General features: G+C 73.8%; 21 protein-coding genes and 1 pseudogene. 8 read left to right on the plus strand and 14 right to left on the minus strand.

Annotation, left to right across the window (positions count from 1 at the left end; translation table 11 throughout):
• Positions 1 to 28: 28 nt before the first annotated feature.
• The 3 genes from VKA29_RS14820 to VKA29_RS14830 form a co-directional block, all read right to left on the minus strand.
• Entirely contained in the window at positions 29 to 1,003 is a 975-nt protein-coding gene (locus VKA29_RS14820; protein WP_324785996.1) for a glycoside hydrolase family 11 protein, read from the minus strand.
• A gap of 280 nt (positions 1,004 to 1,283) precedes the next feature.
• Positions 1,284 to 2,876, minus strand: a complete 1,593-nt coding sequence (locus VKA29_RS14825) for a cation acetate symporter (protein WP_324785997.1) — start codon at positions 2,874 to 2,876, stop codon at positions 1,284 to 1,286.
• Positions 2,870 to 3,316 carry a DUF485 domain-containing protein gene (locus VKA29_RS14830; RefSeq protein WP_324785998.1) on the minus strand — a complete coding sequence of 149 codons (447 nt, stop codon included), beginning with the start codon at positions 3,314 to 3,316 and terminating at the stop codon, positions 2,870 to 2,872. Before VKA29_RS14830 ends, VKA29_RS14825 begins: the two co-directional genes overlap by 7 nt.
• Positions 3,317 to 3,902: 586 nt before the next feature.
• On the opposite strand from VKA29_RS14830, the gene VKA29_RS14835 reads away from it, so the two are divergent.
• From VKA29_RS14835 to VKA29_RS14845, 3 genes are all read left to right on the plus strand, one after another.
• A complete protein-coding gene (locus tag VKA29_RS14835; RefSeq protein WP_324785999.1) occupies positions 3,903 to 4,826 on the plus strand; it encodes a universal stress protein in 924 nt (307 codons plus the stop codon).
• A gap of 145 nt (positions 4,827 to 4,971) precedes the next feature.
• Positions 4,972 to 5,673 carry a CBS domain-containing protein gene (locus VKA29_RS14840; RefSeq protein ID WP_324786000.1) on the plus strand — a complete coding sequence of 234 codons (702 nt, stop codon included), beginning with the start codon at positions 4,972 to 4,974 and terminating at the stop codon, positions 5,671 to 5,673.
• 243 nt (positions 5,674 to 5,916) lie between these two features.
• On the plus strand, positions 5,917 to 6,207 hold the full coding sequence (locus VKA29_RS14845) for a DUF1876 domain-containing protein (protein WP_324786001.1): 291 nt from the start codon (positions 5,917 to 5,919) through the stop codon (positions 6,205 to 6,207).
• A 118-nt stretch (positions 6,208 to 6,325) separates the two neighbouring features.
• Here the strand turns inward: VKA29_RS14845 and VKA29_RS14850 are convergent, their stop codons facing one another.
• On the minus strand, positions 6,326 to 7,189 hold the full coding sequence (locus VKA29_RS14850; RefSeq protein WP_324786002.1) for a universal stress protein: 864 nt from the start codon (positions 7,187 to 7,189) through the stop codon (positions 6,326 to 6,328).
• A gap of 620 nt (positions 7,190 to 7,809) precedes the next feature.
• On the opposite strand from VKA29_RS14850, the gene VKA29_RS14855 reads away from it, so the two are divergent.
• From VKA29_RS14855 to VKA29_RS14865, 3 genes are all read left to right on the plus strand, one after another.
• Positions 7,810 to 8,799, plus strand: coding sequence for a CapA family protein (locus VKA29_RS14855; RefSeq protein WP_324786003.1), 990 nt, complete (start codon positions 7,810 to 7,812; stop codon positions 8,797 to 8,799).
• 180 nt (positions 8,800 to 8,979) lie between these two features.
• Positions 8,980 to 9,237, plus strand: a complete 258-nt coding sequence (locus VKA29_RS14860) for a hypothetical protein (protein ID WP_324786004.1) — start codon at positions 8,980 to 8,982, stop codon at positions 9,235 to 9,237.
• A complete protein-coding gene (locus VKA29_RS14865; protein ID WP_324786005.1) occupies positions 9,234 to 10,538 on the plus strand; it encodes a globin domain-containing protein in 1,305 nt (434 codons plus the stop codon). The genes VKA29_RS14860 and VKA29_RS14865 overlap by 4 nt, the downstream gene beginning before the upstream one ends.
• 384 nt (positions 10,539 to 10,922) lie before the next feature.
• Here VKA29_RS14865 and VKA29_RS14875 read toward each other — a convergent pair whose 3' ends face one another.
• The 5 genes from VKA29_RS14875 to egtA form a co-directional block, all read right to left on the minus strand.
• On the minus strand, positions 10,923 to 11,138 hold the full coding sequence (locus tag VKA29_RS14875; RefSeq protein ID WP_324786006.1) for a dodecin: 216 nt from the start codon (positions 11,136 to 11,138) through the stop codon (positions 10,923 to 10,925).
• 135 nt (positions 11,139 to 11,273) lie between these two features.
• On the minus strand, positions 11,274 to 12,236 hold the full coding sequence (egtD, locus tag VKA29_RS14880) for an L-histidine N(alpha)-methyltransferase (protein WP_324786007.1): 963 nt from the start codon (positions 12,234 to 12,236) through the stop codon (positions 11,274 to 11,276).
• On the minus strand, positions 12,233 to 13,024 hold the full coding sequence (gene egtC / locus VKA29_RS14885) for an ergothioneine biosynthesis protein EgtC (RefSeq protein ID WP_324786008.1): 792 nt from the start codon (positions 13,022 to 13,024) through the stop codon (positions 12,233 to 12,235). Before egtC ends, egtD begins: the two co-directional genes overlap by 4 nt.
• The gene (egtB, locus tag VKA29_RS14890; RefSeq protein ID WP_324786009.1) at positions 13,024 to 14,340 is read right to left on the minus strand and encodes an ergothioneine biosynthesis protein EgtB; all 1,317 of its coding nucleotides are present in this window, start codon (positions 14,338 to 14,340) and stop codon (positions 13,024 to 13,026) included. The genes egtC and egtB overlap by 1 nt, the downstream gene beginning before the upstream one ends.
• Positions 14,337 to 15,638, minus strand: a complete 1,302-nt coding sequence (egtA, locus tag VKA29_RS14895) for an ergothioneine biosynthesis glutamate--cysteine ligase EgtA (protein WP_324786010.1) — start codon at positions 15,636 to 15,638, stop codon at positions 14,337 to 14,339. The genes egtB and egtA overlap by 4 nt, the downstream gene beginning before the upstream one ends.
• A 291-nt stretch (positions 15,639 to 15,929) precedes the next feature.
• On the opposite strand from egtA, the gene VKA29_RS14900 reads away from it, so the two are divergent.
• Complete coding sequence (locus tag VKA29_RS14900) at positions 15,930 to 16,754, plus strand: TIGR02452 family protein (RefSeq protein WP_324786011.1); 825 nt, start codon at positions 15,930 to 15,932, stop codon at positions 16,752 to 16,754.
• 106 nt (positions 16,755 to 16,860) lie between these two features.
• Here the strand turns inward: VKA29_RS14900 and VKA29_RS14905 are convergent, their stop codons facing one another.
• The 4 genes from VKA29_RS14905 to VKA29_RS14920 form a co-directional block, all read right to left on the minus strand.
• Complete coding sequence (locus VKA29_RS14905; RefSeq protein WP_324786012.1) at positions 16,861 to 17,307, minus strand: type II toxin-antitoxin system PemK/MazF family toxin; 447 nt, start codon at positions 17,305 to 17,307, stop codon at positions 16,861 to 16,863.
• A 61-nt stretch (positions 17,308 to 17,368) separates the two neighbouring features.
• Positions 17,369 to 18,856, minus strand: coding sequence for an SPFH domain-containing protein (locus VKA29_RS14910; protein ID WP_324786013.1), 1,488 nt, complete (start codon positions 18,854 to 18,856; stop codon positions 17,369 to 17,371).
• Between the two features lie 248 nt (positions 18,857 to 19,104).
• Positions 19,105 to 19,323, minus strand: coding sequence for a hypothetical protein (locus tag VKA29_RS14915; protein ID WP_324786014.1), 219 nt, complete (start codon positions 19,321 to 19,323; stop codon positions 19,105 to 19,107).
• Positions 19,324 to 19,349: 26 nt separating this feature from the next.
• On the minus strand, positions 19,350 to 20,795 hold the full coding sequence (locus VKA29_RS14920; protein ID WP_324786015.1) for an amidase: 1,446 nt from the start codon (positions 20,793 to 20,795) through the stop codon (positions 19,350 to 19,352).
• Positions 20,796 to 20,977: 182 nt separating this feature from the next.
• Between VKA29_RS14920 and VKA29_RS14925 the strand changes: the two are divergent.
• Positions 20,978 to 21,919: pseudogene (locus VKA29_RS14925) on the plus strand (helix-turn-helix transcriptional regulator).
• Here VKA29_RS14925 and VKA29_RS14930 read toward each other — a convergent pair.
• Positions 21,867 to 22,736, minus strand: a complete 870-nt coding sequence (locus tag VKA29_RS14930; RefSeq protein ID WP_324786016.1) for a class II glutamine amidotransferase — start codon at positions 22,734 to 22,736, stop codon at positions 21,867 to 21,869. The pseudogene VKA29_RS14925 and the gene VKA29_RS14930 overlap by 53 nt on opposite strands.
• Positions 22,737 to 22,948 lie beyond the last annotated feature (212 nt).

A 22,948-nucleotide genomic window follows, 5' to 3' on the forward strand; every position in this document is an offset into this window, starting at 1 on the left:
GGGGTCCTCCAGCCTCGGGGATACGGGGTCAGCCGGTGGTGCAGGAGACGGTGGGCCAGGTCCAGTTGCCGTTGTGCTGGATGGTGACGCCCCAGTTGTTGCCGCTGCCGTTGGGTTTGGCGGTGAGTACCTGGGCGCTGGGGTAGCTCGCGGTGATGTTCCAGGTGGAGAGGATCTTGGCGGGGGAGGGGACGTTCATGGTGACGGTCCAGTTGTCGGAGCCGGTGACCGATACGTTGAGGTTGTAGCGGTCGCTCCACTGCTGGCCGGCGGAGAGCGTCGCGGTGCAGCCGCTGTTCCCGCCCCCGCCGCCGCCCGAACCGGTGTCGCCCACCGTGATGCTGGAGTTGCCGCTGCTCTGGTATCCCTCGGTGGCCATGATCATGTAGTTGAAGCTGCCGAGGTTCATCCCGTGGCCGGCCCACGCGTCGAAGTGGTTGCCGGTGGTGATGGTGCCGCCGGTCCGCCTGGTCTGACGCACGCTCCAGTACTGGTTGAAGGTCTTGTTGCCCTCGATGGAGGGGGCGTTGTAGCGCGTCGTCTCGTAGATGTCGTAGGTGCCGCCGTCGCTGGTCACCGTGCCCTTGTAGGTTCCCGTCGGCCGGTAGTTGCCCCAGTTGTCGACGATGTAGTACTCCACGAGCGGGTTCTGCGACCAGCCGTACAGCGCGAGGTAGGCGTTGCCGGACGTGTTGAAGCTGCCCGAGTAGTTCACGGTCCGGCGCCCGCCGGTGCTCCAGCCCTTGCCGGCGACGAAGTTGCCGGTGTTGCTCCAGGAGGTGCCGTAGCCGCCGCCGGAGCCCAGGTTCATCGAGACCGATCCGGGCGAGTCGGTCCAGAAGGAGTAGAAGTAGCCGTTGTTCGTGCCGGTCTGGTTGCTGGTGACGACCGTGTCCGCCTGCGCGGTGCCGGGCAGGACCAGCGCGGCGACGGCGACCAGCAGCAGGGTGCAGACGCTGCTGAGGAGCAGCCGGAAGCGGCTGCGTAAGCGTACGTCTCTCATGGGCGTGCTTCCTCCTCGTCCTCGTGGGGCTGTTGGTGAGGCCGTTGGTGCCGGGGCCCTCTGCCAGTGGCGAACAGTGTTGGTCTGCCCCTGCCGACTGTCAACAGTTTCGGAAGCTGTTGCGAAAGATGCGAGGGGCGGGCCTGTGCCATGCTGGGGTTTTCGCCGCAGGTCAGATGGGTGATTGCGGCGATCCGGCCATTGAGGACGAGGAGGAGTGCGTCGACGTGAGGATCGTTCGGTGAATACGATCTTTCGAATGTTTCGAAGATCTTCCGGGTCACTCGCTGCCGACGAGCATCTTCACCTCGAACTCCTCGTCGACGCCGGTCTCCTGACGTGCCGTCAGTGACGTGCCGAGCCAGCCCAGCAGGAAACCGGCCGGGATGGAGACGATGCCGGGGTTCTGCAGCGGGAAGAAGGCGAAGTCGGCGTCCGGGTAGATCGAGGACGGCGTCGAAGAGACGACCGGGGAGAACACGACGAGGAGGACGGAGCACGCCAGTCCGCCCCACAGGCTGAGCAGCGCGCCCTGCCCGGTGAAGCGCCGCCAGAACAGGCTGTAGACGATCGTCGGCAGGATCGCGGACGCCGCGATGGCGAACGCGAGGAAGGCGAGGTTCGCGGTGTTGGCCTGCCAGGAGAACAGCGACAGCAGGATGCCGAGGACGCCGATGACGACCGCGGACAGGCGGGCGACGGTGAGTTCCTCGGCCTCGGTCGCCCGGCCCTTGCGGATCACCTCGCCGTACACGTCGTGGGCGAGGGAGGAGGCGGCGGCGAGGGTGAGTCCGGCCGCGACGGCGAGCAGGGTGACGAAGGCCAGGCAGGACAGCAGTGCGGTCAGGACGCCGCCGCCCAGGGCGTGCGCGAGCAGCAGGATGGCCGCGTCGCCCTTGCGGTCGGTGGCGGCGATGGTGTCCCGGCCGACGACGGCGGTGGCGCCGAGGCCGAGGATGCCGGCTGCCAGGCAGACCAGGCCGACCAGGCTCACCGCCCACACCACGGAGGTGCGCAGTACGGTGCCGGTGCGCGGGGCGAGCAGCCGCATCAGCACGTGGGGCAGGGCGGCGAGGCCCAGGACGATGGCCAGTTCCAGGCTGAAGAAGTCCAGCTTGCTGGAGGTGCTGGCCCCGTAGCGCAGTCCGGGCTGCAGGAAGCGCTCGCCGTCGCCGCTGCCGTCGGCGGCCGCGGAGAGCAGGGCGCCGGGGCTCCAGTGGTAGTGGTGGAGCACCATCACCGTGGTGATCGCCACCCCCGCCAGCAGCATCACGGCCTTGATGATCTGGATGACGGTCGCTCCCGGCATGCCGCCGATGGAGGCGTAGGCGATGACGATGGTGCCGATGACGACGATGCACAACGTGCGTGTCGTGGCGCCGGGTTCGCCGGTGAACTGGGTCAGCAGGGCGACGCTGCCGAGCAGTTGGGCCACCAGGTAGAGGGTGGTGAGGGTCAGGGTGCACACCGCCAGGGCGATCCGCACCGGCCGCTGCATCCGGGGCAGACGCAGGGCGATCATGTCGCCGGGGGTGAACCTGCCCGCGTGGTGCAGGGGCTCGGCGATCAGCAGCACCACCATCATCCAGGCCACGGTGGTCCCGCCCAGGTACAGCAGTCCGTCGTACCCCGTCAGGGCGACCAGTCCGGTGGTGCCCAGCAGGGTCGCCGCGGACAGGTAGTCGCCGCACATGGCCAGGCCGTTGCGCAGTGCGGACATGCCCCGGTTGCCGAGGTAGAACTCGCTGATCTCGTCGCGGTGCGGAGCGGTCAGCAGGGCCATGAACAGCGTGACGACGACCACCGACAGGAACAGCAGGAACGTCAGCTGCATGCTGAAGCGGTCGACCACGCCCGCGGAAGTGGTCACCACGTGCGGTACCCCCTCGGACCCTGGTCCGGCTGCTGCCCGTCGGCCTCGTGCGCCGCGGCCGTGCGGTCGCGGCGGCCCGGGTGCTGGTGCAGGTGCGCGCGCACGCCGCGGGCGAGCGGGTCGACACGGGTGCGCATGTGCCGTGTGTACGCCCACACGGTCACCGCCATCACGGCGAACTGGCCCAGTCCCAGGGCGAGTCCGAGGGTGAGGTGACCCGCCAGTGGCTGGTTCATGAGGCCCGGCGTGAAACTCGACAGCAGTACGTACAGCAGGAAACCGCCGACCGACCACACCGTCGCCCGGACGCCGAACCGCCGGTGCGCATGGCGTAGCGAGCGGAATTCGGGATGGGCGGAAATAGGGGGCGGTTCCACCCGGCCGCCGTGTGCGCGGGGGTAGGCGGGCGAGTCGTCGGGCCATGCGGACTGCTCGGGCACAAAAGCACCTTCTTCGCTGCTTCGTGCCCGCACCGGCTCCGGGGGAGCCGTCGGGCGTCCTGCTTCCCTGAGCGGTGGGAAGGGACGGACGCGCTGGTGAGGTGCGGGCTAAGTCGGGTGCCGTGAATCCGAATTACTCGGTCTCTGAATTCACGGGGGTGGTTCTCGGGGATTTGGTGTGAAGATCCCGGGGCCTTGTCTGGGGGTGAGGACGAGGCCGGAAGCGGAGTATGACAGCGACGTCTTTGCGTAATCAACAGGCGGGGTGAATTTGTTGGGCATCTGTCGTGTTCCGGTGCGGGACGGGGATTCCGGGATGAACGTGCCGCCTTGTCCGCGGGGGCGCTTTCCGGCGAAAAGTCCGGACCAATTTCCCGGTCAAAGTATCTCGAATACGACGACCCGCCGGGACGGGAGTGCGACGGGCACGGGGGTGGGTGGGCCGATCGGCGTGGCTTGTGCCCGTTGGACCCATGAAACCCGCGTCGCACCGCACAAGGCTGGACGTGACGGAAGGGGTGGACCAGCACACCGGGAGCCGTGACGACACGGGCGGCGACGGCCCGGAGCGAGGAGCGGATTGGACATGACGTACGAGCACAAGACCCTCTGGGACTACGGCAAGTACGCCCCCCGGACACCCTTGAGCGGACACGTCCTGGTCGGCGTCGACGGTTCGGCCGAGGCGGCACGCGCTCTGGACCGCGCGGTCGCCGAGGCCCAGGCCCGCCGGACGCCGCTGGAGGTCCTGCACGGCTGGCCGTGGGCCAGGCACGGGACACCCGAACCGGCGCGCGGCGCGGACGAGACCACGCACTCCCTGCTCGACCGGGCCCACGGTGTGCTGCGGACCGCCATGGCGCAGGTCCGCGAGCGCGCTCCCGGGCTGCGCGTGACGGCGACCCTGAGCCCGCAGCCCGTCGCGGCGGAACTGGTGCGCCGGGGCCGCAACGCCGCGCTGACCGTCATCGGCAGCCGCGGCCTGGGTGAGATCACCGGGCTGACGGCCGGGTCCGTCGGCTGGCGGGTCGCCGCGCACTGCGCGAGTCCGCTGCTGGTCGTGCGCGGGGAGGCGGCGTACGGATGGCCGGAACACGGCACCGTGCTGGTGGGCGTGGCCACCGACCTGGACACCGAGGCCACCCGATTCGCCTTCGAGCAGGCCCGGCTGCGGGGCGCCCGGGTGCGGGTCCTGCACGCGTGCGCCGTGCCGGTGCCCGCGGGAACCGCTCCCGCGGCCGACGCGGACGCCGTCGTACGGAGGCGGGCGGCCGTGCCGGGGCGGGCTGCCGCCGCGCTGCGCGGGAAGTACCCCGAGGTCGAGGTGGAGACCGACACGGTGTGGGGCGGCACGACCCAGGCGCTGGTCGAGGCCACCCGCGCCGCCGACGCGGTCGTGATCACGGCACACCGGCGGCACGGTCAGCGGCCCGGTCCGCGGCTCGGCCCGGTCACGCACGCCCTGCTGCACCACGCGCACTGCCCGGTCTTCCTCGTGCCTGCCCCCTGAGCGTGGCGTCCGCCACCACTCCGCCCGGACCCGCTCCGGCCCTGGCTCCGGCGCCGACCCGGCTCCGGCCCTGGCTCCGGCGCCGACCCGGCTCCGGCCCCGGCCCCGACTCCCACCCGGACCCGGAAGGAACACGAACACGACGATGAGGCACCGCAGGATCACCGACGTCATGACCCGCGAGGTCGTACGCACCACCGGCGACACGCCGTTCAAGACAGTCGCCCGCCTGCTGGCGGACCACCGCATCAGCGGGCTGCCCGTGGTGGACGACGAGGAGAGGGTCCTCGGGGTCATCTCCGAGACCGACCTGCTCCAGCACCAGGCGGGGCAGGACGAGGAACGCCGTGGCCGGCGCTTCCACCTGCCGCCGCTGACCCGGTCCGCGCGCGCCGCGGCGGTCAAGGCCCGCGCGCGGACCGCGGAAGACCTCATGACCCGGCCCGCCGTCACCGCGTCCCCCGGCCAGACCGTGCGGGAGGCCGCGCACACCATGCAGTGGCACGGCGTGGAACGCCTGCCCGTGGTCGACGAGCAGGACCGCCTGGTCGGCATCGTCACCCGTGGTGACCTGCTCCGGGTCTTCCTGCGCCCGGACGAGGAACTCCGGCGCGACGTGCGCGGCCAGGTGGCCGGCGCGCTCTCCCGGCCCCCCGCCACCGTCGAGGTCGGGGTCCGCGGGGGAGTGGTCACCCTCACCGGGCAGCTGGAGCGGCGCAGCGACGCCGCGCTCGCGGTACGGGTCGCCGGTGGCGTGGACGGCGTCGTGGCGGTCGTCGACGGCCTCGCGTACAGCCTGGACGACACCCAGCCGCTGCCGACCGGCTTCTCCCCCGGCCACATGTGAGGGCTTCCCGTCCGGATCTGCGGGGCTCGGCGGCCAGGTCCGAGGGGCTTCGCGGCCAGGTCGAGGGGCTCGGCGGCCCGGTCGTCGGCCGCGTGGGACCAACGGCCCCGTGACGCGGGCCCGCCGCCGTCCGATCATGAATACGGGAGCGAGAGCCGAAGCTCCCGGGCCGGACCGGCCCGTACGGACCGCACGGGCCGGATCAGGGGCCGGCCCCGACCGTGCCGGCATCAGGAGGAGACCATGCCGCACACCAAGGAATGGAAGGTCCGTCTCCACCTCTTCGAGGACGCGGGGACGACGAAGGCGCACGCGGTGCTGGAGACCGGCACCACGTCACTCACCGGCCGCGGGACCGCGCACTGCAACCCCGCGGACACGGAGGTGCCGGAGATCGGCGACGAACTGGCGGTCGGCAGGGCGCTGGGCGACCTGAGCCGGCAACTGGTGGCCATCGCCGAGCGGGACGTCGAGGGCATGGGCGCCTCCGGGAACGAGCGGGACAGCCGTCCGGCCTCCGGCTGGTCCATCTGAACACCGATCACGTCCTGGCGGGCCGGCCGGCCCGCCACCGGCGCCCCCGGGCGTGACGGCGACGTCGCCGGACCGCGAACCGGACGCGGAAGGAGGCCGGACCGGGTCCGAGACGCCGTCACGCCTGCGGGACGAGGAACACCGGGCAGGCCGCGTGGCGTACGGCGGAGTGGACGACCGCGCCGAGCCGGGATCCGGCGCCGTACCCGACCCGGTGGCCGAGCACCGCGAGGCCGGCGCGACGCGTCTCGGCGCTGACGGCGCCCGCGGGCACGTCCTCCTGGCAGACCTCTTCCACCCGGACGTCCGGATACTTCTGCCGCCACGGCAGCAGGGCCTCGGCGAGCCGCTGCGCGGCCTGCCGGGCCGCGTTCGAACGAGTCCCGTGCCCCTGCGCGACCGGGTAGGTGCGCGCCGGACCGGGCGGCGTCCACGCGTACAGCGCCCGCAGCGGCACCCCCCGCATCGCGGCCTCCTCGAAGGCCACGGCGATGACGTCCTCCTGCTCGGCGTGCCCGGCGTCGAGCGCCAGCAGCACCGGTCCGGCCGGCCGGTCACCGGGGTGGGGCACCGGCCGGACCAGGACGACGGGGAAGTCGGCGCGTGCGGCGGTGTGCGCGCCGGTGGAGCCCAGCAGGAGGGCGGACATGCCGCCCAGGCCACGGGAACCGAGTACCAGCAGGCCCGCGCCGACCCCGGAGAGCAGCAGCGCCTCGTGCGGCGGCAGGCCCAGCAGCGTGGCGTGGATGGGAAGGCCGGGGTGGCGGCTGCGGAGACGGTCCCTCGCGAGTTCGAGGGAGCGGGTGGCCCAGCTGCGCCGTTCGGCCGCCTCCGGCGGCTCGGGGGCGGTGCCGCCCGGTGGCGACCAGGCGGACACCAGGCGCAGGGAGGTGCCCCGGAGCTCGGCTTCGCGGGCGGCCCAGGCGGCGGCGGCGAAGCTGGCGGCGCTGCCGTCGATGCCGGCGGTGACGGGGCGGGTCATGTCGTACTCCTCCGGGCGGGCGGACTGGGTCCCCGTTGCGGGACACGGCGGGGCGTCCTCACTCTGACGCGGACACGGGCACCGGCGGGAGGGCTCCTCGGGTCCCGTCATGGGGCCGAACGGCTACTTGGCGTGCCCCGGGTGCGGGGTGCGGGGTGCGGGGTGCGGGGTGCGGGGTGCGGGGTGCGGGGTGCGGGGTGCGGGGTGCCGGGCCGCCGGCCGCACGCCCTCCCGCCGGGCGCGCCCGCGCGACGACCTGCGGTGCGGCCCCGCCGTCGGGCAGGGTGAGGCGGCCGACGGGTTCCAGGTCCCGCGCCGGACGCGGTGGCCGCGCGGGCCTCCGGGGGCGGGGCCGCGTCGCCCCGGCGTTCGGGGCGGTGCGGGGCGAGGGAGCGGGGGCGGACACGGGCGCGGTGCGGGAGGTCGTTCGCCGCGTGGGGCCGGGTCGCCCTGGCGCCCGCGGGCGGCCCCGTGCGGGAGCCCGTCCGGTCCGGCCGCGTTCCCGTCCGTCTGGAGTGACACTGGGTGCGGAGGGCCGCGCGCACGCGGTTCGGGACGCCGGTTTCGCGTTCCGGCGTCGCGGCGGGCCGCGGAGGAGACCGGACGCGGGAGGCGGAGCCATGGCCGTCACCATCGCCCTGGCGGGCGACACCATGCTGGGCCGCGGGGTCGCCGAGACACTCGCCCACAAGAAGCCGCATCCCCTGTTCAGTCCGGCTATCGAGCGGATCGCCGGGGGCGCGGACCTGTTCCTGCTCAACCTCGAGTGCTGCGTGTCGGACCGGGGGTCCCGCATCGACGTGCCCGGCAAGCCGTTCTTCTTCCGCGCCCCGCCCCGGGCCGCCGCCGTGCTGGCCGACCTGGGCGTGGACGTGGCGTCCCTGGCCAACAACCACGCCCTCGACTACGGTCCCGAGGCGCTCCTCGACACCCGGGACCACCTCGGCCGGGCCGGCATCCGGACGCTCGGCGCGGGCGCCGACGTCGGCGAGGCCCGCGCCCCCCTCGTCCTGGAGGCCGGCGGGCTGCGCGTCGGGATCCTCGCGTTCACCGACCATCCCCCCGAGTACGCCGCGGGCCCCGGCCGGCCCGGTGTGGCGTACGCGAACCTGTGGGAGGAGGACGTGCCCGCCTGGCTCACCGACGCCGTCCGGGCCCTGGCCGCCCGGACCGACCTGGTCCTGGTCAGCGTGCACTGGGGCCCCAACATGACCCCCCGGCCCGTCGCGCACGTCAGCGGCGCCGCCCCCGCCCTCACCGCGTCCGGTGCCGATCTCGTCGTGGGGCATTCCGCTCATGTTTTCCACGGCTTCACCCGGCACGTCCTGTACGACCTGGGCGACTTCATCGACGATTACGCCGTTCACCCGGCCCTGCGCAACGACCTCGGTCTGCTCTGGCTGGTCACCCTGGACGAGCACGGCCCCGTGCGCACGGAGGCCGTTCCCGTCGCCCTGGACTACTGCCACACCCGCCTCGCCAACGACGCGGAGTACACCTGGATCGCCGACCGGCTCGGCGAAGCCTGTGCCGAACTCGGCACCCGCGTCACGGACGAGGGCGACCGGCTGTCGGTCGACTGGTCCCGTTCCCTGGCCCGTGCGAGCTGATCAGCACAGAATTCCGCTTTCGAACAGGGCCGGACGGCACCCGTTCAAAGGTGCTTTGCTCCCTTTCGCAGGGTCCGTCGGCAGTGCCCGGACCATCCCTTCGGGTGATGTGATGCGATCACGCCCTCCGGCCTCGTCCCGATGGCGTATGCACCCCCGGAGCCGATAGGAAAAGTGCCGATGTTCCGCCCAGTTGTCATCACCCCGATCGTCTGTGCCCTGGCCGCGGGCGCCGCCGCGGTGTCCTTCGCACGGGGATCCTGGCTGGGGGTGGTCTGGTTGCTGCTGGCCGGGCTGACGTCCAACATGGCCCTCTCCTACGCCCGCCGGGCCAGGTCCGCGGCACGGGCCGGCGCGGTCGGCGCGGCCGGCGCCTGCGCGGGCGGCGGGGCGGCCGGCGGGGCGTGCGGAACCTGCGTGAAGAAGGTCTGCGCATGAGCGCCGACTACCACGCCCTGCTCGCGCGCCGGGAGGCCATGCGCCTGCGGGACCGGCTGCTCGCTCCCGCGCCCGGCGCGGCACGTGCCGTCCTGGGATCGCGGACCCCCGCGCCGCGCCCCGGCGCCCGCCGGTCCGGCGCCTACGACGGAGCCGCCGACCAGGAGCTGATCACCCGGAACCTGGTGCACGTCACGCCGTTCGACCGCCTCATCGCCCACCTCTACGAGGTCATGTTCGAGCGGCATCCGTACCTGCGGAAGCTGTTCCCCGACTCGATGGAGTTCCAGCGGGTCCATCTGGAACGGGCGTTGTGGTACCTGATCGACAACCTGCACCGCCCCGATGAGGTGGCCGACTTCTGCACCCGGCTCGGCCGTGGCCACCGCAAACTCGGCGTGCTGCCGGTGCACCACCGTGTGTTCGAGGAGGCCCTCGCCGACGCGCTGCACCGGTCCGCGGGCGGCCGGCTCGGCGTGGACGTGGAACAGGCGTGGCTGCGCATGGTCCGCTTCGCCACCACGGCGATGGCGGAGGGCGCCGAGGAGGCGCTGGCGGAGCCGGCGTACTGGAGCGGCACGGTCGTCGACCACCAGCGCCGCCGCCCGGACCTCGCCGTGCTGCGCGTGCGGCCCGCCGAGCCGTACCCGTACCGCCCCGGCCAGTACGCGACCCTGGAGACGCCCCTCCTGCCGCACACCTGGCGCCCGTACTCGCCGGCCGGTCTGCCGGGCGCGGGCGGCGAACTGGAGTTCCATGTCCGGCGTACCGGACCGGGCGGGGTGAGTGACGCCCTCGTGACGGGGACCGGCGTCGGCGACACCGTGCGCCTGGGCCCCGCCCAGGGGATGACCACCCTGGACGACGGCGACCCGCGCGACGTGCTCATCGTGGCCGGCGGCACCGGCTGGGCCACCGCCAGGGCCCTGCTGGAGGACATGGCCGAACGGCGCAGGCCGGGCCGCACCGTCCACCTGTTCCTCGGCGCCCGCACGGTCGACGACCTGTACGACGCACCGGCGCTGACCCGGCTGGAGGGCCGCTGCCCGTGGCTGCGGGTGATCCCGGTGATCGACGACGGCCCCGGCCTGTCCGGGCACGCGCCGGTCACCGAGGCGCTGGCCGCGCACGGCGACTTCAGCGGCCACACGGCGTACGTCAGCGGGCCGCCCGGCCTCGTCGCGGCCGCCGTGCTGCGGCTGGCCGAGCTGGGGCTGCCGGCGGACCGCGTCCGCCACGATCCGGTGGCGGCAGGGGCGCCCGCGCCGCCCGCGCTGCCGTCGACGGGCATCTCGGCGTGACAGACCGGGCGGTTCCGCGGTGGGCGCCGTGACCGGCGGCAGCCCACGCCCACTGGCCGTGTCCGACCTGGACGACACCCTCGCGGACACGGCACACCGGTAGTGCCGTCCGGAGTGGCGATCCCGCGACCGGGACGGCTTGCGGCGCGAGCCGGAGATCCTGCGCCGCCTCGCCGGCACCCGGGAGATCCGGGTCCCGGTGGACGACGACGAACCGGTGTGCGCGGACGCGCCGGGTCGTCCCTCCGGCCGGTCCGTCCGGGTCGTCCCTCCGGCCGGTCCGTCCGGGTCGTCCCTCCGGCCGGTCCGTCCGTGTGGTCCGTCCGTGTGGTCCGTCGGACTGGTCGGCGGCGGTTTCGTCGAGCCGTTGCGCGGTTTCTTCCGTCAGTCCGTCTCGTCCAGCCGGAAACCCACCTTCAGGCCGACCTGCCAGTGCGCGATCTGCCCCTCCTCGATCCGGCCGCGCACCTGCGTCACCTCGAACCAGTCCAGGTTGCGCAGGGTCTGCGAGGCGCGCTCGATGCCGTTGCGGACGGCCTCGTCCACGCCGTCCGGCGAGGTGCCGACGATCTCCGTGACCCGGTAGGTGTGGTTCGACATGCGGGTTGCTCCTCTCCGCCGCGTGACGGACCTGCCACGCCTGGTTCCACCGTGCCGTACGGCGCGACCGGGCGCGACCGCGCCGAGTGCGTGCTCGGCGCGGTCGCGCGGGGTACCGGGCTCAGCGCGCCCGGCTCAGCACGCCACGCTCAGCGACAGCGCGAAGCGGCCCTCGCCGTCCGTCCACCAGTGGGACAGCTCCAGCCCCGCGGCCCCGAGTTCGGCGCGCACACCCTCCTTCCGGAACTTCGCCGACACCTCGGTGCGCAGCTCCTCGCCCGCCGCGAAGTCGACGGCCAGGTCGAGCGCGGGCACCTTCACGGTCTGCGCGCGGCGCGAGCGCAGCCGCATCTCGATCCACTCGTTCTCCGCGTCCCACAGCGCCACATGGTCGAAGGCGCCGGGGTCGAAGTCGGCGCCCAGCTCGCGGTTGACGACGGTCAGGACGTTCTTGTTGAACGCGGCCGTCACCCCGGCCGCGTCGTCGTACGCCCGGACCAGCACCCGTTCGTCCTTGACCAGGTCCGTGCCGAGCAGCAGCGCGTCGCCGGGGGAGAGCAGGGCGCGGACCGAGGCGAGGAAGGCGGCCCGTTCGGCGGGCAGCAGGTTGCCGATGGTGCCGCCGAGGAAGGCCAGCAGCCGGGGGCCCGGCGTCTCCGGCAGGTCCAGGCGGGCGGTGAAGTCGGCGATGAGCGCGTGCACGTCGAGTGCCGGGTGCTCGGCGACGATGGCGTGGCCGGCCTGGGTGAGCGCGCTCTCGCTGACGTCGACCGGGACGTAGGTACGCAGTCCGGTCAGGGCGTCGATCAGGTGGCGTGTCTTGTCAGAGGAGCCCGAGCCCAGTTCGACCAGGGTGCGGGCGCCGGTCGCCGTGGCGATCTCGGCGGAGCGGGCGAGGAGGATCTCCCGTTCGGCGCGCGTCGGGTAGTACTCGGGCAACTCGGTGATCCGCTCGAACAGTTCGCTGCCGTGGGCGTCGTAGAACCACTTCGGCGGCAGCGTCTTGGGCGTGGCGGTCAGGCCGTGCTGGACATCGGCGCGCAGGGCGGCCTCGGTGGCGTCCTCGGGCAGGGTGCGGGTGACAAGGAACGGGCTCACGAACTGGGCTCCTTCCGTGGTGCCGGTGTCAGGGCGTCACTCGGCTCCTTGAGCGGGGTCAGCAGCACGTCGGTGCGGGTCGCCGCGAGCAGGGTGCGGTCGGGGACCTGCTGCCAGTGGGGGTCGTCGTCGTAGGGCTCGGAGGCCACGACGGTGCCGCGGCCGGGCGTCCACAGGTAGTGGAGCGCGTCGCCCCAGGCGGTCGCGGTGATCGTCTCGCCGTCGGTGAGCAGCAGGTTGAGCCGGGAGCCGGGGGCCGCCGCGGCGACCTCCAGCACCGTGTCGGCCATGGCCTCGCCCGGGTCGTAGCCGCCGCGCAGCCGGGCGAGGACCAGCGCCCACACGAACGCCGAGTCGTTGCGGGCCTCCAGCGACAGCAGGTCCTCGGCGGACAGCGTCCGGGCCAGCGGTGCCGGCGAGCCGGGCCAGCCCGCGACCGCGCCGTTGTGGCTGAACAGCCAGGTGCCCGCGGCGAACGGCGCCGCCGCGGCCTCGGCGTCGGCCCCGGACAGCGTCGCGTCCCGTACGGCGCCCAGCAGGGCGCGGCTGCGCACCACCCGGGCCAGGTCGGCGAAGGACAGGTCGGCCCAGATCGGCCCGGCCCGCCGGTACCGCGCGGGCACCGGGTCGCCGTCGGCGTACCAGCCGACCCCGAAACCGTCGGCGTTGACGGTGCCGTACCGCTGGTGCCGGGGCGCCCAGGACTGGCGGTACAGGGCGTGCGGGGGTTCCACCAGGAGCCGGCCGAGCGGCTCCGCGGTCCCCAGATAGGCCACGTGACGGCACATCAGGCCGCCTCCGAACGGGCGGTGCGGAAACCGCTGAAGATCTGCCGTCGGATCGGATAGTCCCAGTTGCGGAACGTGCCCCGGCAGGCCACCGGGTCCACGGCGAACGAACCGCCGCGCAGCACCTTGTACTCGGGTCCGAAGAACACCTCCGAGTACTCCTTGTACGGGAACGCCTCGAAGCCCGGGTACGGCAGGAAGTCGCTCGCCGTCCACTCCCACACGTCACCGATCAACTGCCGTACGCCGAGCGGCGACTCGCCCGCCGGGTAGCTGCCGGCCGGGGCGGGACGCAGGTGGCGCTGGCCGAGGTTGGCGTGCTCGGGCGCCGGGTCCGCGTCGCCCCACGGGTAGCGCCTCGAACGGCCGGTGGCGGGGTCGTGCCGGGCGGCCTTCTCCCACTCGGTCTCGGTGGGCAGCCGCCGCCCCGCCCAGCGGGCGTAGGCGTCCGCCTCGTACCAGCACACGTGCACGACCGGCTCGTCGGGCGGCACCACCTCGGTGACGCCGAAGCGGCGCCTGAGCCACTGCCCGCCGTCGCGGCGCCAGAACAGCGGGGCGCGCAGGGAGTTGCGGCGGACGTGGGCCCAGCCGTCGGCCGTCCACCACCGTTCGTCGTCGTAGCCGCCGTCCTCGATGAACGCCTGGTAGGCGGCGTTGGTGACCGGCGTGGTGTCGATCCAGAACGGCGCCACCTCCCGCCGGTGCGCCGGGCGTTCGTTGTCCAGCGCCCAGGGCTCGGTGGAGGTGCCCATGGTGAACGGGCCCCCCGGCACGAGGACTTCGGCCGGTCCGGTCGACAGGGGGAGCGGGTCGGGGTCGGGCGCCGTCAGGACCGGCGGGCCCTTGCGGAGCTGATGGGTGATCAGCATCGTCTCGTCGTGCTGCTGTTCGTGCTGCGCGATCATCCCGAAGGCGAAGCCGGCCCGGGTCAGCCGGGTCCCGTGGAAGTCGGCCTTCTCCAGCAGGTCCAGCACCCGGCCGCGCACCTCGGCCGCGTAGGCGCGGGCCTCGGCGGGCGGCAGCAGGGGCAGGCTGGGCCGTTCGGAGCGCGGGTGCTCGAAGGCGTCGTAGAGGCTGTCGATCTCGGGGCGCATCGCCTCCCGGCCGGCGACGGCCCGCAGCAGCCACTGCTCCTCCTGGTTGCCGATGTGCGCCAGGTCCCACACCAGCGGCGACATCAGCGGCGAGTGCTGTGCGGTCAGGTCGGGCCCGTCGACGCAGCTGGTCAGCAGCGTGGTGCGGGCGCGGGCCGTGGTGAGGGTGAGCAGGGTCCGTTCCCGCAGCGCGTCGGCGTCGAGGGAGGGGTCGGTCATGTGCGGCTGTCCTTCCCGTGGCTGCGACGGCCGGTGCCGTGCAGGTGGTCGAGCAGGTCGTCGGCGGGGCAGCGGCCCCGCGCCACGTAGCGCTCCAGGTACTCCGTGACGGCGTGCGTCACCTCGGCGGTGGCCCCGAGCCGGGGCAGGGCCTCCAGGGCCGCCGTGAAGCAGCCGACGGCCGCTTCGTGCAGTTCGGGGTCGGCCAGGCCCAGGCGGGCCGCGTCGCTCCACAGCGGGTTGTGCGGTGCGGGCCGGGCGGTGGCCCGCTCGGCCAGGGGCTTGACCATCCGGTAGGCCGTCTCGGCGGTCTCCGGGTCGTCGAACAGCGCGGCCGTCACGGCGAGCGGAACGATCCACCCGTCGTCGCCGGGCTGCGCGTCGATCATCCGCAGTTCCAGGTGGCCGCGCGGTCTGACCGGCGGGAACAGGGTCGTGATGTGGTAGTCGAGGTCCTCCCGGGTCGGCGCCCCGGATCTGGTCCATTCCCGGAACGTCAGTCCCTCGGGGACGTCCCAGGGTCCGCCGTCGCGGCGTACGCACATCACCGGCGCGTCCAGGACGTGCCGGGCCCAGGCGTCCCGCGGGTCGCCGTTCAGCCGTGGCGCGCCCGCCCGGCCGGGGCCGATCTCCATCCACCGCAGCTGGCGGGTCGAGCGCCAGCCGGTGGGCCGGCCCTCCGCCAGCGGTGAGTTGGCGAACGCGGCCAGCAGGACCGCGCCCAGCTGGTGCGCCAGCCACCAGCGCCGCCCGTGCCCGAGCGGGCCGGGCTCCTCGTACCCGGCGTCCAGGCAGACCTGGACGGAGGCGGAGGAACACATCATGGCGCGGCCGGCCGGACCGTCCCGGTCCAGGCAGGTCTCCATGGCGTCGTAGCGCGGCCGGCGCAGGAACCGGCGTGGCGGGTGCCACGGCTCGTGGCCGATGCCTAAGAGGCCGAGGCCGTGTTCGGCGAGGAGCGCGCGAACGGCGTCCAGGTCGGCGGAGACGGTGGCGATGCACTCCGTCAGCGAACCGGCGGGAGGCGAGCTGAGCTCCAGCTGGCCGCCGGGTTCGACGGTGAACGCCGACCTCAAGGGCACGGTCCGCAGTGCGGCGTAGGCCGCCGAGAGTCGTTCGGGTGTGACGGGGAGCTGCGGTGCGCGCAGCTCGTGGACGAGCCATTCCACCTCGACCCCGAGGACACGTGGTGGGCCGGTCTTGAAGCAGATGCCCCGGACCAGGGCCTCCACCTCGGCGTCGGTGACTGCGGTGCGGTTTTCCGGACAGTCACCGCAGTCGCTCACTGAGTTGGACATGTCGGGATTCCTCCTGAGATTCCACGATGCCACCGATCAACCCGTGAGGCGTCCGGGCGGCGGCACCCGTCCTACCCAAAACCCTCGCGTCTATTCGCACAAGAGTGCGTCCCGGTGTGTTCCGGCCCGGTAATCTCCGCCTTCCCGCCGTTTCCCACGCCTTTCCCCGGCGTTCTCGGGGCCCCTGGAAACCCGGTTGCCCCGCATCACCAGCATCACCCACGATGCCTGCATGAGCACGATGGGGGAGCACGCGCAGGGCGTGGTCATGGAGTCCACGGGGGTGGCGCCATGAGCGCGCGCCTGCGCGGCATCGCGCGGCAGACGGAACAGATCGTGGCGGCCGGGGCCTACCGCGCGCCGGGCGGCCGGGAGGTGCCGCTCGCCGCGGCCGTCGAGGCCGCGCGGGCCGGCACCCGGATGTACGGTCCGGCGCCCGTGCCGGTGGTGCCGGCCGCCGGGACCGGCACGGGTGTCGAGGTCACGGGCGAGAGCAGTCTGGAGGCCGCCCGCCGCCTCGGCGCGGACACGGCCGTGCTGAACTTCGCCTCGGCCCGAAACCCGGGCGGCGGCTACCTCAACGGCGCGCAGGCCCAGGAAGAGGCCCTGTGCCGGGCGTCCGCGCTGTACACCTGTCTGCTGCGGGCGCCCGAGTACTACGAGCACCACCGCGCGCACCGCGACCCGTTCTACACCGACCGGGTCATCCACTCACCGGCGGTGCCCGTCTTCCGGGACGACCGCGGCCGCCTGCTGGACGAGCCGTACACCGTGGGTTTCCTGACCGCCGCGGCGCCGAACGCGGGAGTCGTCCTGCGCAGGGCGCCGCAGCGGGCCGGTGAACTGCCGCGGGCGCTGGCGGTGCGGGCCGAGCGGGTGCTGGAGACGGCCGTCGCGCACGGCTACCGGCGGCTGGTGCTGGGCGCCTGGGGCTGCGGGGTGTTCCGCAACGACCCGGCGCAGGTCGCGGGCGCGTTCCGGACGCTGCTCGGGCCGGGCGGCCGGTTCGCGGGGACCTTCGAGCACGTGGTGTTCGGCATCCTGGACCGCACGCCGGACCGGACGGTCCGTGCGGCGTTCGTCCGGTCCTTCCCCGAGCCTCGGCCCCAGGCGTAGCGTTCGGGGCCCAGCCGCGGCGAGCCCCGGCCGTGGCGATCGGGTGTCGGCTCTGGTGGTCGGGTGTCGGCTCTTGTGGTCGGGCGTCGGCTCTGGTGGTCGGGCGTCAGCTCCAGCCGTAGCGCTCGCGCAGCCGGTGCCGCACCAGGTCGAACCGCATCCGGTCCAGGGCGCAGGCCTCCCGGCGCATCCCGTCCTCGTGCAGCCGCAGCACCCGCTCCACGCCCACCCAGGAGTCCCGCCCGGACCGGTCCCACGGCCCGCCGCCGATCGCCACCCACTCCCGCTCGCCGTCGTGCCGTTTGCTCGTGAGCTGCACGGCGAGGAAGGTGCCGGCGGCCTCCCGGGCGACGACCAGCACGGGCCGGTCCTTGCCGCGGCCGTCGTTCTCCTCGTACGGCACCCAGGTCCAGACGATCTCGCCGGGGTCGGGGTCGCCGTCGTGCGCGGGCGAGTACTCGGTGCGCACCCTGCCGACCTGGCGGGGGTCGGCCTCGGTGGTGGCGGTGGGGCCGTGGCGGCCGGGGACGTTCTCATCGATGGACGCGGTCACGGGGGCACTTTAAAGGGTGCCCCCGTGACCTGTGCGCCGGTGTCCCGCGGGCCGGGCTCCGTCACTCCTCGTCGGAGTCCACCGGCACCTTCCGCGCGGGCGGGGACGCGGTCCCGTTCAGGGCCGAAGTGCCGTTCGCCGGCTGCCCGTTCTGGTTCATCGACGCCAGCAGCTGGCGGGCCAGGCCGAGCCCGGTGCCGCCCATGGTGAGCGCCTTGGCGAACATGTCGGCCATCCCGTCGGCGCCGTTGAGCAGCACCATGTTGTCGACGTTGCCGAAGGCGGACGCGCCGGCCTTCACGATCTCCGGCCAGTTCTCGGCGAGTTGCTGGGCGACCACGGCCTCCTGGTTCTCGGCGAGGGCCGCGGCCCGCGCCTTGATGGCCTCCGCCTCCGCGAGTCCCCGCGCCTTCGTCGCCTCGGCGGCCGCCAGGCCCTTCGCCTGCGCCGCAGCGGCCTCCGCCTCACCGGTGGCGCGGGTCGCCGCCGCCGTGGCGGCACCCCGGGCCTTGGTCGCCTCCGCCTCGGCGCCCGCGGCCGCCTTGACCCGGGTCGCCTCGGCCGCCGCCGCGAGCTCCGTCTCCTTCGCCTTCGCCTGCGCGGCCGAGATGCGCGCGTCCCGCTCGGCCTCGGCCAGCGTGCGCTTCTCGTACGCCTTGGCGTCCGCGGGCTTGCGGACGTCGGCCTGGAGCTGCTGCTCACGCCGGTGCGCCTCCAGTTCGGCCACCCGCGTCTCCTGGACGACGACCTCCTGCCGGGCGCCGGCCTCGGCGAGCGGGCCCGCCTGCCGGGCCTTCGCCGCCGCCTTGTCCCGCTCGGCCTGGTATCCGGCCTGCAGGATCTCGCTGTCCCGGGTGGCTTCCGCCATCCGCGCGAACGACTGCTGCTCCGCCTCGGTGGCGAGCCGGTTCGCCTCGGCCTGCGCGATGCGCGCGTCCCGCTGGACGGCCGCCGCGTGCGGCATGGCGAGGTTCTGGATGTAGCCGGTCGGGTCCTCGATCTCGTGGATCTGCAGCGAGTCGACGATCAGGCCGAGCTTCTCCATCTCCGTGCCGCAGGCGGCCCGGGTCTGCCCGGTGAGCTTCTCCCGGTCGCGGATCATGTCCTCGACCGTCAACCCGCCCACGATGGACCGAAGATGACCGGCGAAGACGTTGTGCACCCGCTCCGCCATCAGCTTCTGCTGGTCCAGGAAGCGGCGGGCCGCGTTGGCGATCGACACGAAGTCGTCGCCCACCTTGAAGATGACCACGCCTCGCACCTTGAGCGGAATGCCCTGGTGCGTCACGCAGTCCACGTGCAGTTCGGTCTCGTTCAGGTCGAGCGAGAGCTTGCGCACCGCCTGCACCCCGGGCAGCACCAGCGTGCCGCGCCCGGTGACGATGCGGAATCCCATGCCCTCCTCGAGGCCCTCGGTGCGGTGCTTGGAACCCGAGATGATCAGAGCCTCGTTGGGCTCCGCGACCCGCCACATGAGCTTGAACAGACCGATCAGGAGGAGGACGGCGCCTGCCGCCACCCCCGCCACGACGCCGACGATCATCGGCATACGCCCCCTTTGCATGGTGCCCTGTCGGCACCGAACGAGGGGGAGTGTGCTCCCGCCTGACGCCGCGGCGGAAGATACCGAAAGACCCTTGTAGCAATCTTGACGCACGCGCACAGGCACAGGCACAGGCACAGGCACACGCACGCGCACACGCCACGCACAGGCACCCGCACAGGCACCCGCACAGGTCTGCGTGCCGCCGATCCCACCTGGACGGGGGCCGGATCGTCCGACGGCCGGTCCGCGGCTCAGCCGTCGTACGCCTCGGTGACGTAGACCGTGCGCGGCGGCAGGTACTCCACGACCATCACGACCGTCCCCGGCTCGATACGGCCGCTGCCGGGGGCCGGATGGGCGAGGAAGTGCTCGGCTCCGCCCCGCACCCGCACCATCACCTCGCCGACGAGCCCGGGTCCGACCGTTCCGGTGACCCGTCCCACGAGCCCGACCATCGACGCATCGTCCATGGTCACAGGGTACGGGCCGAACTCACTTATGCCGCCGGGGCGTCGGCGTCGGCGTCGGGATCGGCGTCGAGGGCGGCCGGCGGCGGCCACGCCTCGTGCCAGCGCAGCTCGGCCTCCAGCTGTGCGGCCAGCGAGATCAGCAGCGGCTCGCTGCCGCCGGGGCCGAGCAACTGGGCGCCGACCGGCAGGCCGCCGGCGACGAATCCGGCCGGGACGCCGACGCCCGGCCAGCCCAGCACGTTCCACGGCCAGGCGTACGGGCAGGCGGCGATCATCGCCCGGTCGGTCGCGAAGCCGCTCAGCGACAGCAGCGCGCCGACGCGTGGCGGGGGAGCGGCCGTCGTCGGCGCGAGGACGACGTCGTACGACCGGAAGAACCCGCCGATACGGCGCTGCAGGACCGCCTCCGCCCGCCGGGCGGCCCGCAGCGGCGCCCCGTCCAGCAGCCTGCCCAGCCGGGCGGCGTCACGGGTGCGCCGGTCCAGCAGCGCGGGGTGCGGAGCGTCCCGCACGTATTCGGCGATGCCGACGGTGGCACGGGGGAGGAAGGCCAGCCCGATCTGCCCGTAGGGCGGGTCGGCCTCCTCGACCGTGTGCCCCAGGCCGGCCAGTTTCCCGGCCAGTTCGACGACCCGCGCCCGTACGTCCGGCCGCAGCCGGGCCGGCAGGGCGGTGAACGGCGGCTTCAGGGAGAGGGCGATCCGGAGCCGGCCGGGGTCGCGGCCGGCCGCCGCGCGGGCGTCGACGGGCGCGGGCCGGTGCGGGTCGCGCGGGTGGTTGCCGCTCGCCGCGTCCAGCAGCAGGGCGGCGTCGGCGACGGTGCGGGCCAGTGGGCCGTTGACGGTGATGCCCTGGAAGGACTCGCCGCGCGGCCAGGTGGAGATGCGGCCGCGCTGTGGCTTGATGCCCACGAGGTGGGTCCAGGAGGCCGGGATGCGCACCGATCCGGCCCCGTCCGAGCCGAGCGCGGCGGGCACCAGTCCGGCGGCGACCGCGGCCGCCGACCCGCCGGACGAGCCGCCGGGGGTGTGGGCGAGGCTCCACGGGTTCCGGGTCGCGCCGAAGCCCGGCCCCTCGGTGAAGGGCCACTGCCCGAACTCGCAGGTGTTGGTCTTGCCGACGATCACCGCTCCGGCCGCGCGCAGCCGCCGTACGGCCTCGCCGTCCTCGGCGACCGGCGGGAAGGCGCCGTCGCAGCCGAACGCGGTCGGCTCGCCGGCCACGTCCATGTCGTCCTTGACGGCCACCGGCACCCCGAGCAGCGGTGCGCGGGCCCCGGCGGCCAACCGCGCGTCGGCGGCGTCGGCTTCGGCGAGGGCTGCCTCGGCCCGCACGATCCGGAACGCGTTGACGGTCGGCTGCGTCACCTCGATCCGGGCCAGCGCCGCCTCCACGAGGGCCCGCGAGGTCACCTCCCCGGCGGCCAGCGCACGGGCGGATTCCGCGAGGCCGGGGGAACGGTCGGGCACCATGCGTGACACCTCCGGGAGCGCGTTGTCTACCGAACAGTAACGTCTTGCGGCGCGCCCCGGTACGGGACGGCGAACGTCACCGCCTGGGCCCGAGCGGCCCCGGCACCGACGTGCCGGGGCGGGGGACTGCATCCCTGCGGTCCCCGTCCCGGCCGGCCGCCAGAATGGGCGGCATGGGCCCTGTGAAGTACACCGAACCGGGAGCGTTCCTGCGGTCGCGGCCCGAACAGGTCCGTCCCGCCGACGTCGGGCTGCCGGCCGGCCCGCGCCGCCGGGTGCCCGGACTGCGCCGTGAGGAAGTCGCCCAGCTCGTTGGGGCGTCGGTGGACCACTGCAACGAGCTGGAGCGCGGCGCGGAATCCCACCGGTCCGAACAGATGAACGCCGCACCGGCGAGGGCGCTGCGGCTGACCGCGGACGAGCGTGACCACCTGTAACCACCTGGCGGCCCGTCCGGTGCCGCCGCACGGCACGGCCGCCTCGCACGTGCACCCCGGCATGCTCGACCTGCTCGGCCGGCTGACCTCCACGCCCGCGCAGGTCATCACCGACCTGCACGTCGTCCTCGTACGGAATCCGCTCGCCGTGGCACTGCTCGGCGACCGGTCCGGTCTCCGGGGCCCCGGGCCGGCTTCGTCCACCGGTGGTTCACCGAACCCGACGCCCGGCGGCTGTACACCGAGGCCGACCACGAGACCCAGTCCCGTGCCTTCGTCGCCGATCTGCGGGCGGCCGCCGCCCGCCGGGACGCGAAGGACACGGAGGCCGACGCGGTGATCCGCACCCTGCTCGACGTGCCGGGCGAGTTCGCCGTGCTGTGGGCGGACCACGACGTGGCGTTCCGGCGCGACGACCGCGAACGCCTCGTCCACCCCACGCTCGGCCTGATCGAGGTCGACTGCCTCAACCCGTTCTCCGAGGACGGCCGGCAGCGGCTGCCGTGGTTCACCCCCGCGGTCGGCACCGACAGCGCCGGCCTGTTCGACCTGCTCGCGGTCGTCGGCACCCAGGACATCGCCGGACCGGGCCGCCGACCCGGCGTCGGCCGCACCGTGCGGGCGGGGCGACGGCTCAGGCCGCCTTCTGCGAGGCCGCCGCCTCGGGGCGCAGGTCGTCGAGGGTGAGCGGGTGGGCGGGGGCGTGCGGCACGACGTGGTGGCGGCTGGTGCGCAGACCGGCGCCGACGTGCAGCAGCTCGCCCGGCTCCAGGAGACGCCAGTCGGGGTTGTCGTCCATGCGTTCGCTGGCGACCACGACCGAGGGGTGGCCGGCCAGGTCGGCGGAGTGGACGCGCATGCGCCCACCGGTGCCGCTGTGGTCGAGATGGCGGGTGCCGTGGCAGCCGCCCGGCGGGCGCTCGAGGACGTACAGCTCGTGGGTGTCGGGGTAGCGCAGCGCCCACAGCCGGTCGGAGGTGATCAGGACCAGGTTGAGGGCGAAGAGGGGCAGGTTCCCGGCGATCCAGCGGGCGGCGCTCTCGATGCCGGCGCGGACGTCGCCGCCGTGGGCCCGGGTCTCCCGGGTGATCAGTGCGAAGAACCGCTCCGAGTCGGTGTCGCCCCGGACCAGTGACCGGTCCGGGCCGAGGCGGTCGTCGAGCGCGTCGAGGCCCTCGATGACGCCGTTGTGCGCGAACAGCCGCCCCTCCTGCGCGAAGGGGTGGGTGTTGCGGGCGTCCAGGCTGCCTGTCGAGGCGAAGCGCACATGGGCGAGGAAGGTGGCCGACTCCACCCGCCGGGCGTCCTCGGCGAAGGCCCGGTCCGCGTAGGCGGCGATCGGCGCCTTGTCGACGCGTGGGGTGCCGTCGGGCGCGAAGTAGCCGAGGCCGGTGCCGTCGGGGTCACGACGGCTCTGCAGACTGAGACTGTCGGGGGCGTCCAGCAGCCAGAAGGTCGCGTGAGTGCGCCGAGGCGCGCTGCTGAGACCGAACAGACGGCACATCGCCTCTCCTCTCCCGATCCTCTGCCGGCCCTCTCCGGCCCTCTCCGGTCCACTCCCGGTCCTCTCCCGGCCCTCTCCGATCCTTTCCTGACCGTCTCCCGACCGTCTCGCGACGAGGGGGTCCCGCCGGGCGGCGAGCCGAGTACCTCGTCCCCGCCGGCCCACACCGCCCCGCCGGACCGGGGACCGCGGACCTGCCACGGCCGGCTTCG

Source organism: Streptomyces sp. H51 (genome assembly GCF_035656535.1).
Lineage (GTDB): Bacteria > Actinomycetota > Actinomycetes > Streptomycetales > Streptomycetaceae > Streptomyces.

What these genes read in the sequence shown, in the direction of transcription:
- VKA29_RS14820 (WP_324785996.1), bottom strand. Translation starts at nt 1,003, where the DNA reads ATGAGAGACGTACGCTTACGCAGCCGCTTCCGGCTGCTCCTCAGCAGC.
- VKA29_RS14835 (WP_324785999.1), top strand. Translation starts at nt 3,903, where the DNA reads ATGACGTACGAGCACAAGACCCTCTGGGACTACGGCAAGTACGCCCCC.
- VKA29_RS14840 (WP_324786000.1), top strand. Translation starts at nt 4,972, where the DNA reads ATGAGGCACCGCAGGATCACCGACGTCATGACCCGCGAGGTCGTACGC.
- VKA29_RS14845 (WP_324786001.1), top strand. Translation starts at nt 5,917, where the DNA reads ATGCCGCACACCAAGGAATGGAAGGTCCGTCTCCACCTCTTCGAGGAC.
- VKA29_RS14850 (WP_324786002.1), bottom strand. Translation starts at nt 7,189, where the DNA reads ATGACCCGCCCCGTCACCGCCGGCATCGACGGCAGCGCCGCCAGCTTC.
- VKA29_RS14855 (WP_324786003.1), top strand. Translation starts at nt 7,810, where the DNA reads ATGGCCGTCACCATCGCCCTGGCGGGCGACACCATGCTGGGCCGCGGG.
- VKA29_RS14860 (WP_324786004.1), top strand. Translation starts at nt 8,980, where the DNA reads ATGTTCCGCCCAGTTGTCATCACCCCGATCGTCTGTGCCCTGGCCGCG.
- VKA29_RS14865 (WP_324786005.1), top strand. Translation starts at nt 9,234, where the DNA reads ATGAGCGCCGACTACCACGCCCTGCTCGCGCGCCGGGAGGCCATGCGC.
- VKA29_RS14875 (WP_324786006.1), bottom strand. Translation starts at nt 11,138, where the DNA reads ATGTCGAACCACACCTACCGGGTCACGGAGATCGTCGGCACCTCGCCG.
- egtC (WP_324786008.1), bottom strand. Translation starts at nt 13,024, where the DNA reads ATGTGCCGTCACGTGGCCTATCTGGGGACCGCGGAGCCGCTCGGCCGG.
- egtB (WP_324786009.1), bottom strand. Translation starts at nt 14,340, where the DNA reads ATGACCGACCCCTCCCTCGACGCCGACGCGCTGCGGGAACGGACCCTG.
- egtA (WP_324786010.1), bottom strand. Translation starts at nt 15,638, where the DNA reads ATGTCCAACTCAGTGAGCGACTGCGGTGACTGTCCGGAAAACCGCACC.
- VKA29_RS14900 (WP_324786011.1), top strand. Translation starts at nt 15,930, where the DNA reads ATGAGCGCGCGCCTGCGCGGCATCGCGCGGCAGACGGAACAGATCGTG.
- VKA29_RS14910 (WP_324786013.1), bottom strand. Translation starts at nt 18,856, where the DNA reads ATGCCGATGATCGTCGGCGTCGTGGCGGGGGTGGCGGCAGGCGCCGTC.
- VKA29_RS14915 (WP_324786014.1), bottom strand. Translation starts at nt 19,323, where the DNA reads ATGGACGATGCGTCGATGGTCGGGCTCGTGGGACGGGTCACCGGAACG.
- VKA29_RS14920 (WP_324786015.1), bottom strand. Translation starts at nt 20,795, where the DNA reads ATGGTGCCCGACCGTTCCCCCGGCCTCGCGGAATCCGCCCGTGCGCTG.
- VKA29_RS14930 (WP_324786016.1), bottom strand. Translation starts at nt 22,736, where the DNA reads ATGTGCCGTCTGTTCGGTCTCAGCAGCGCGCCTCGGCGCACTCACGCG.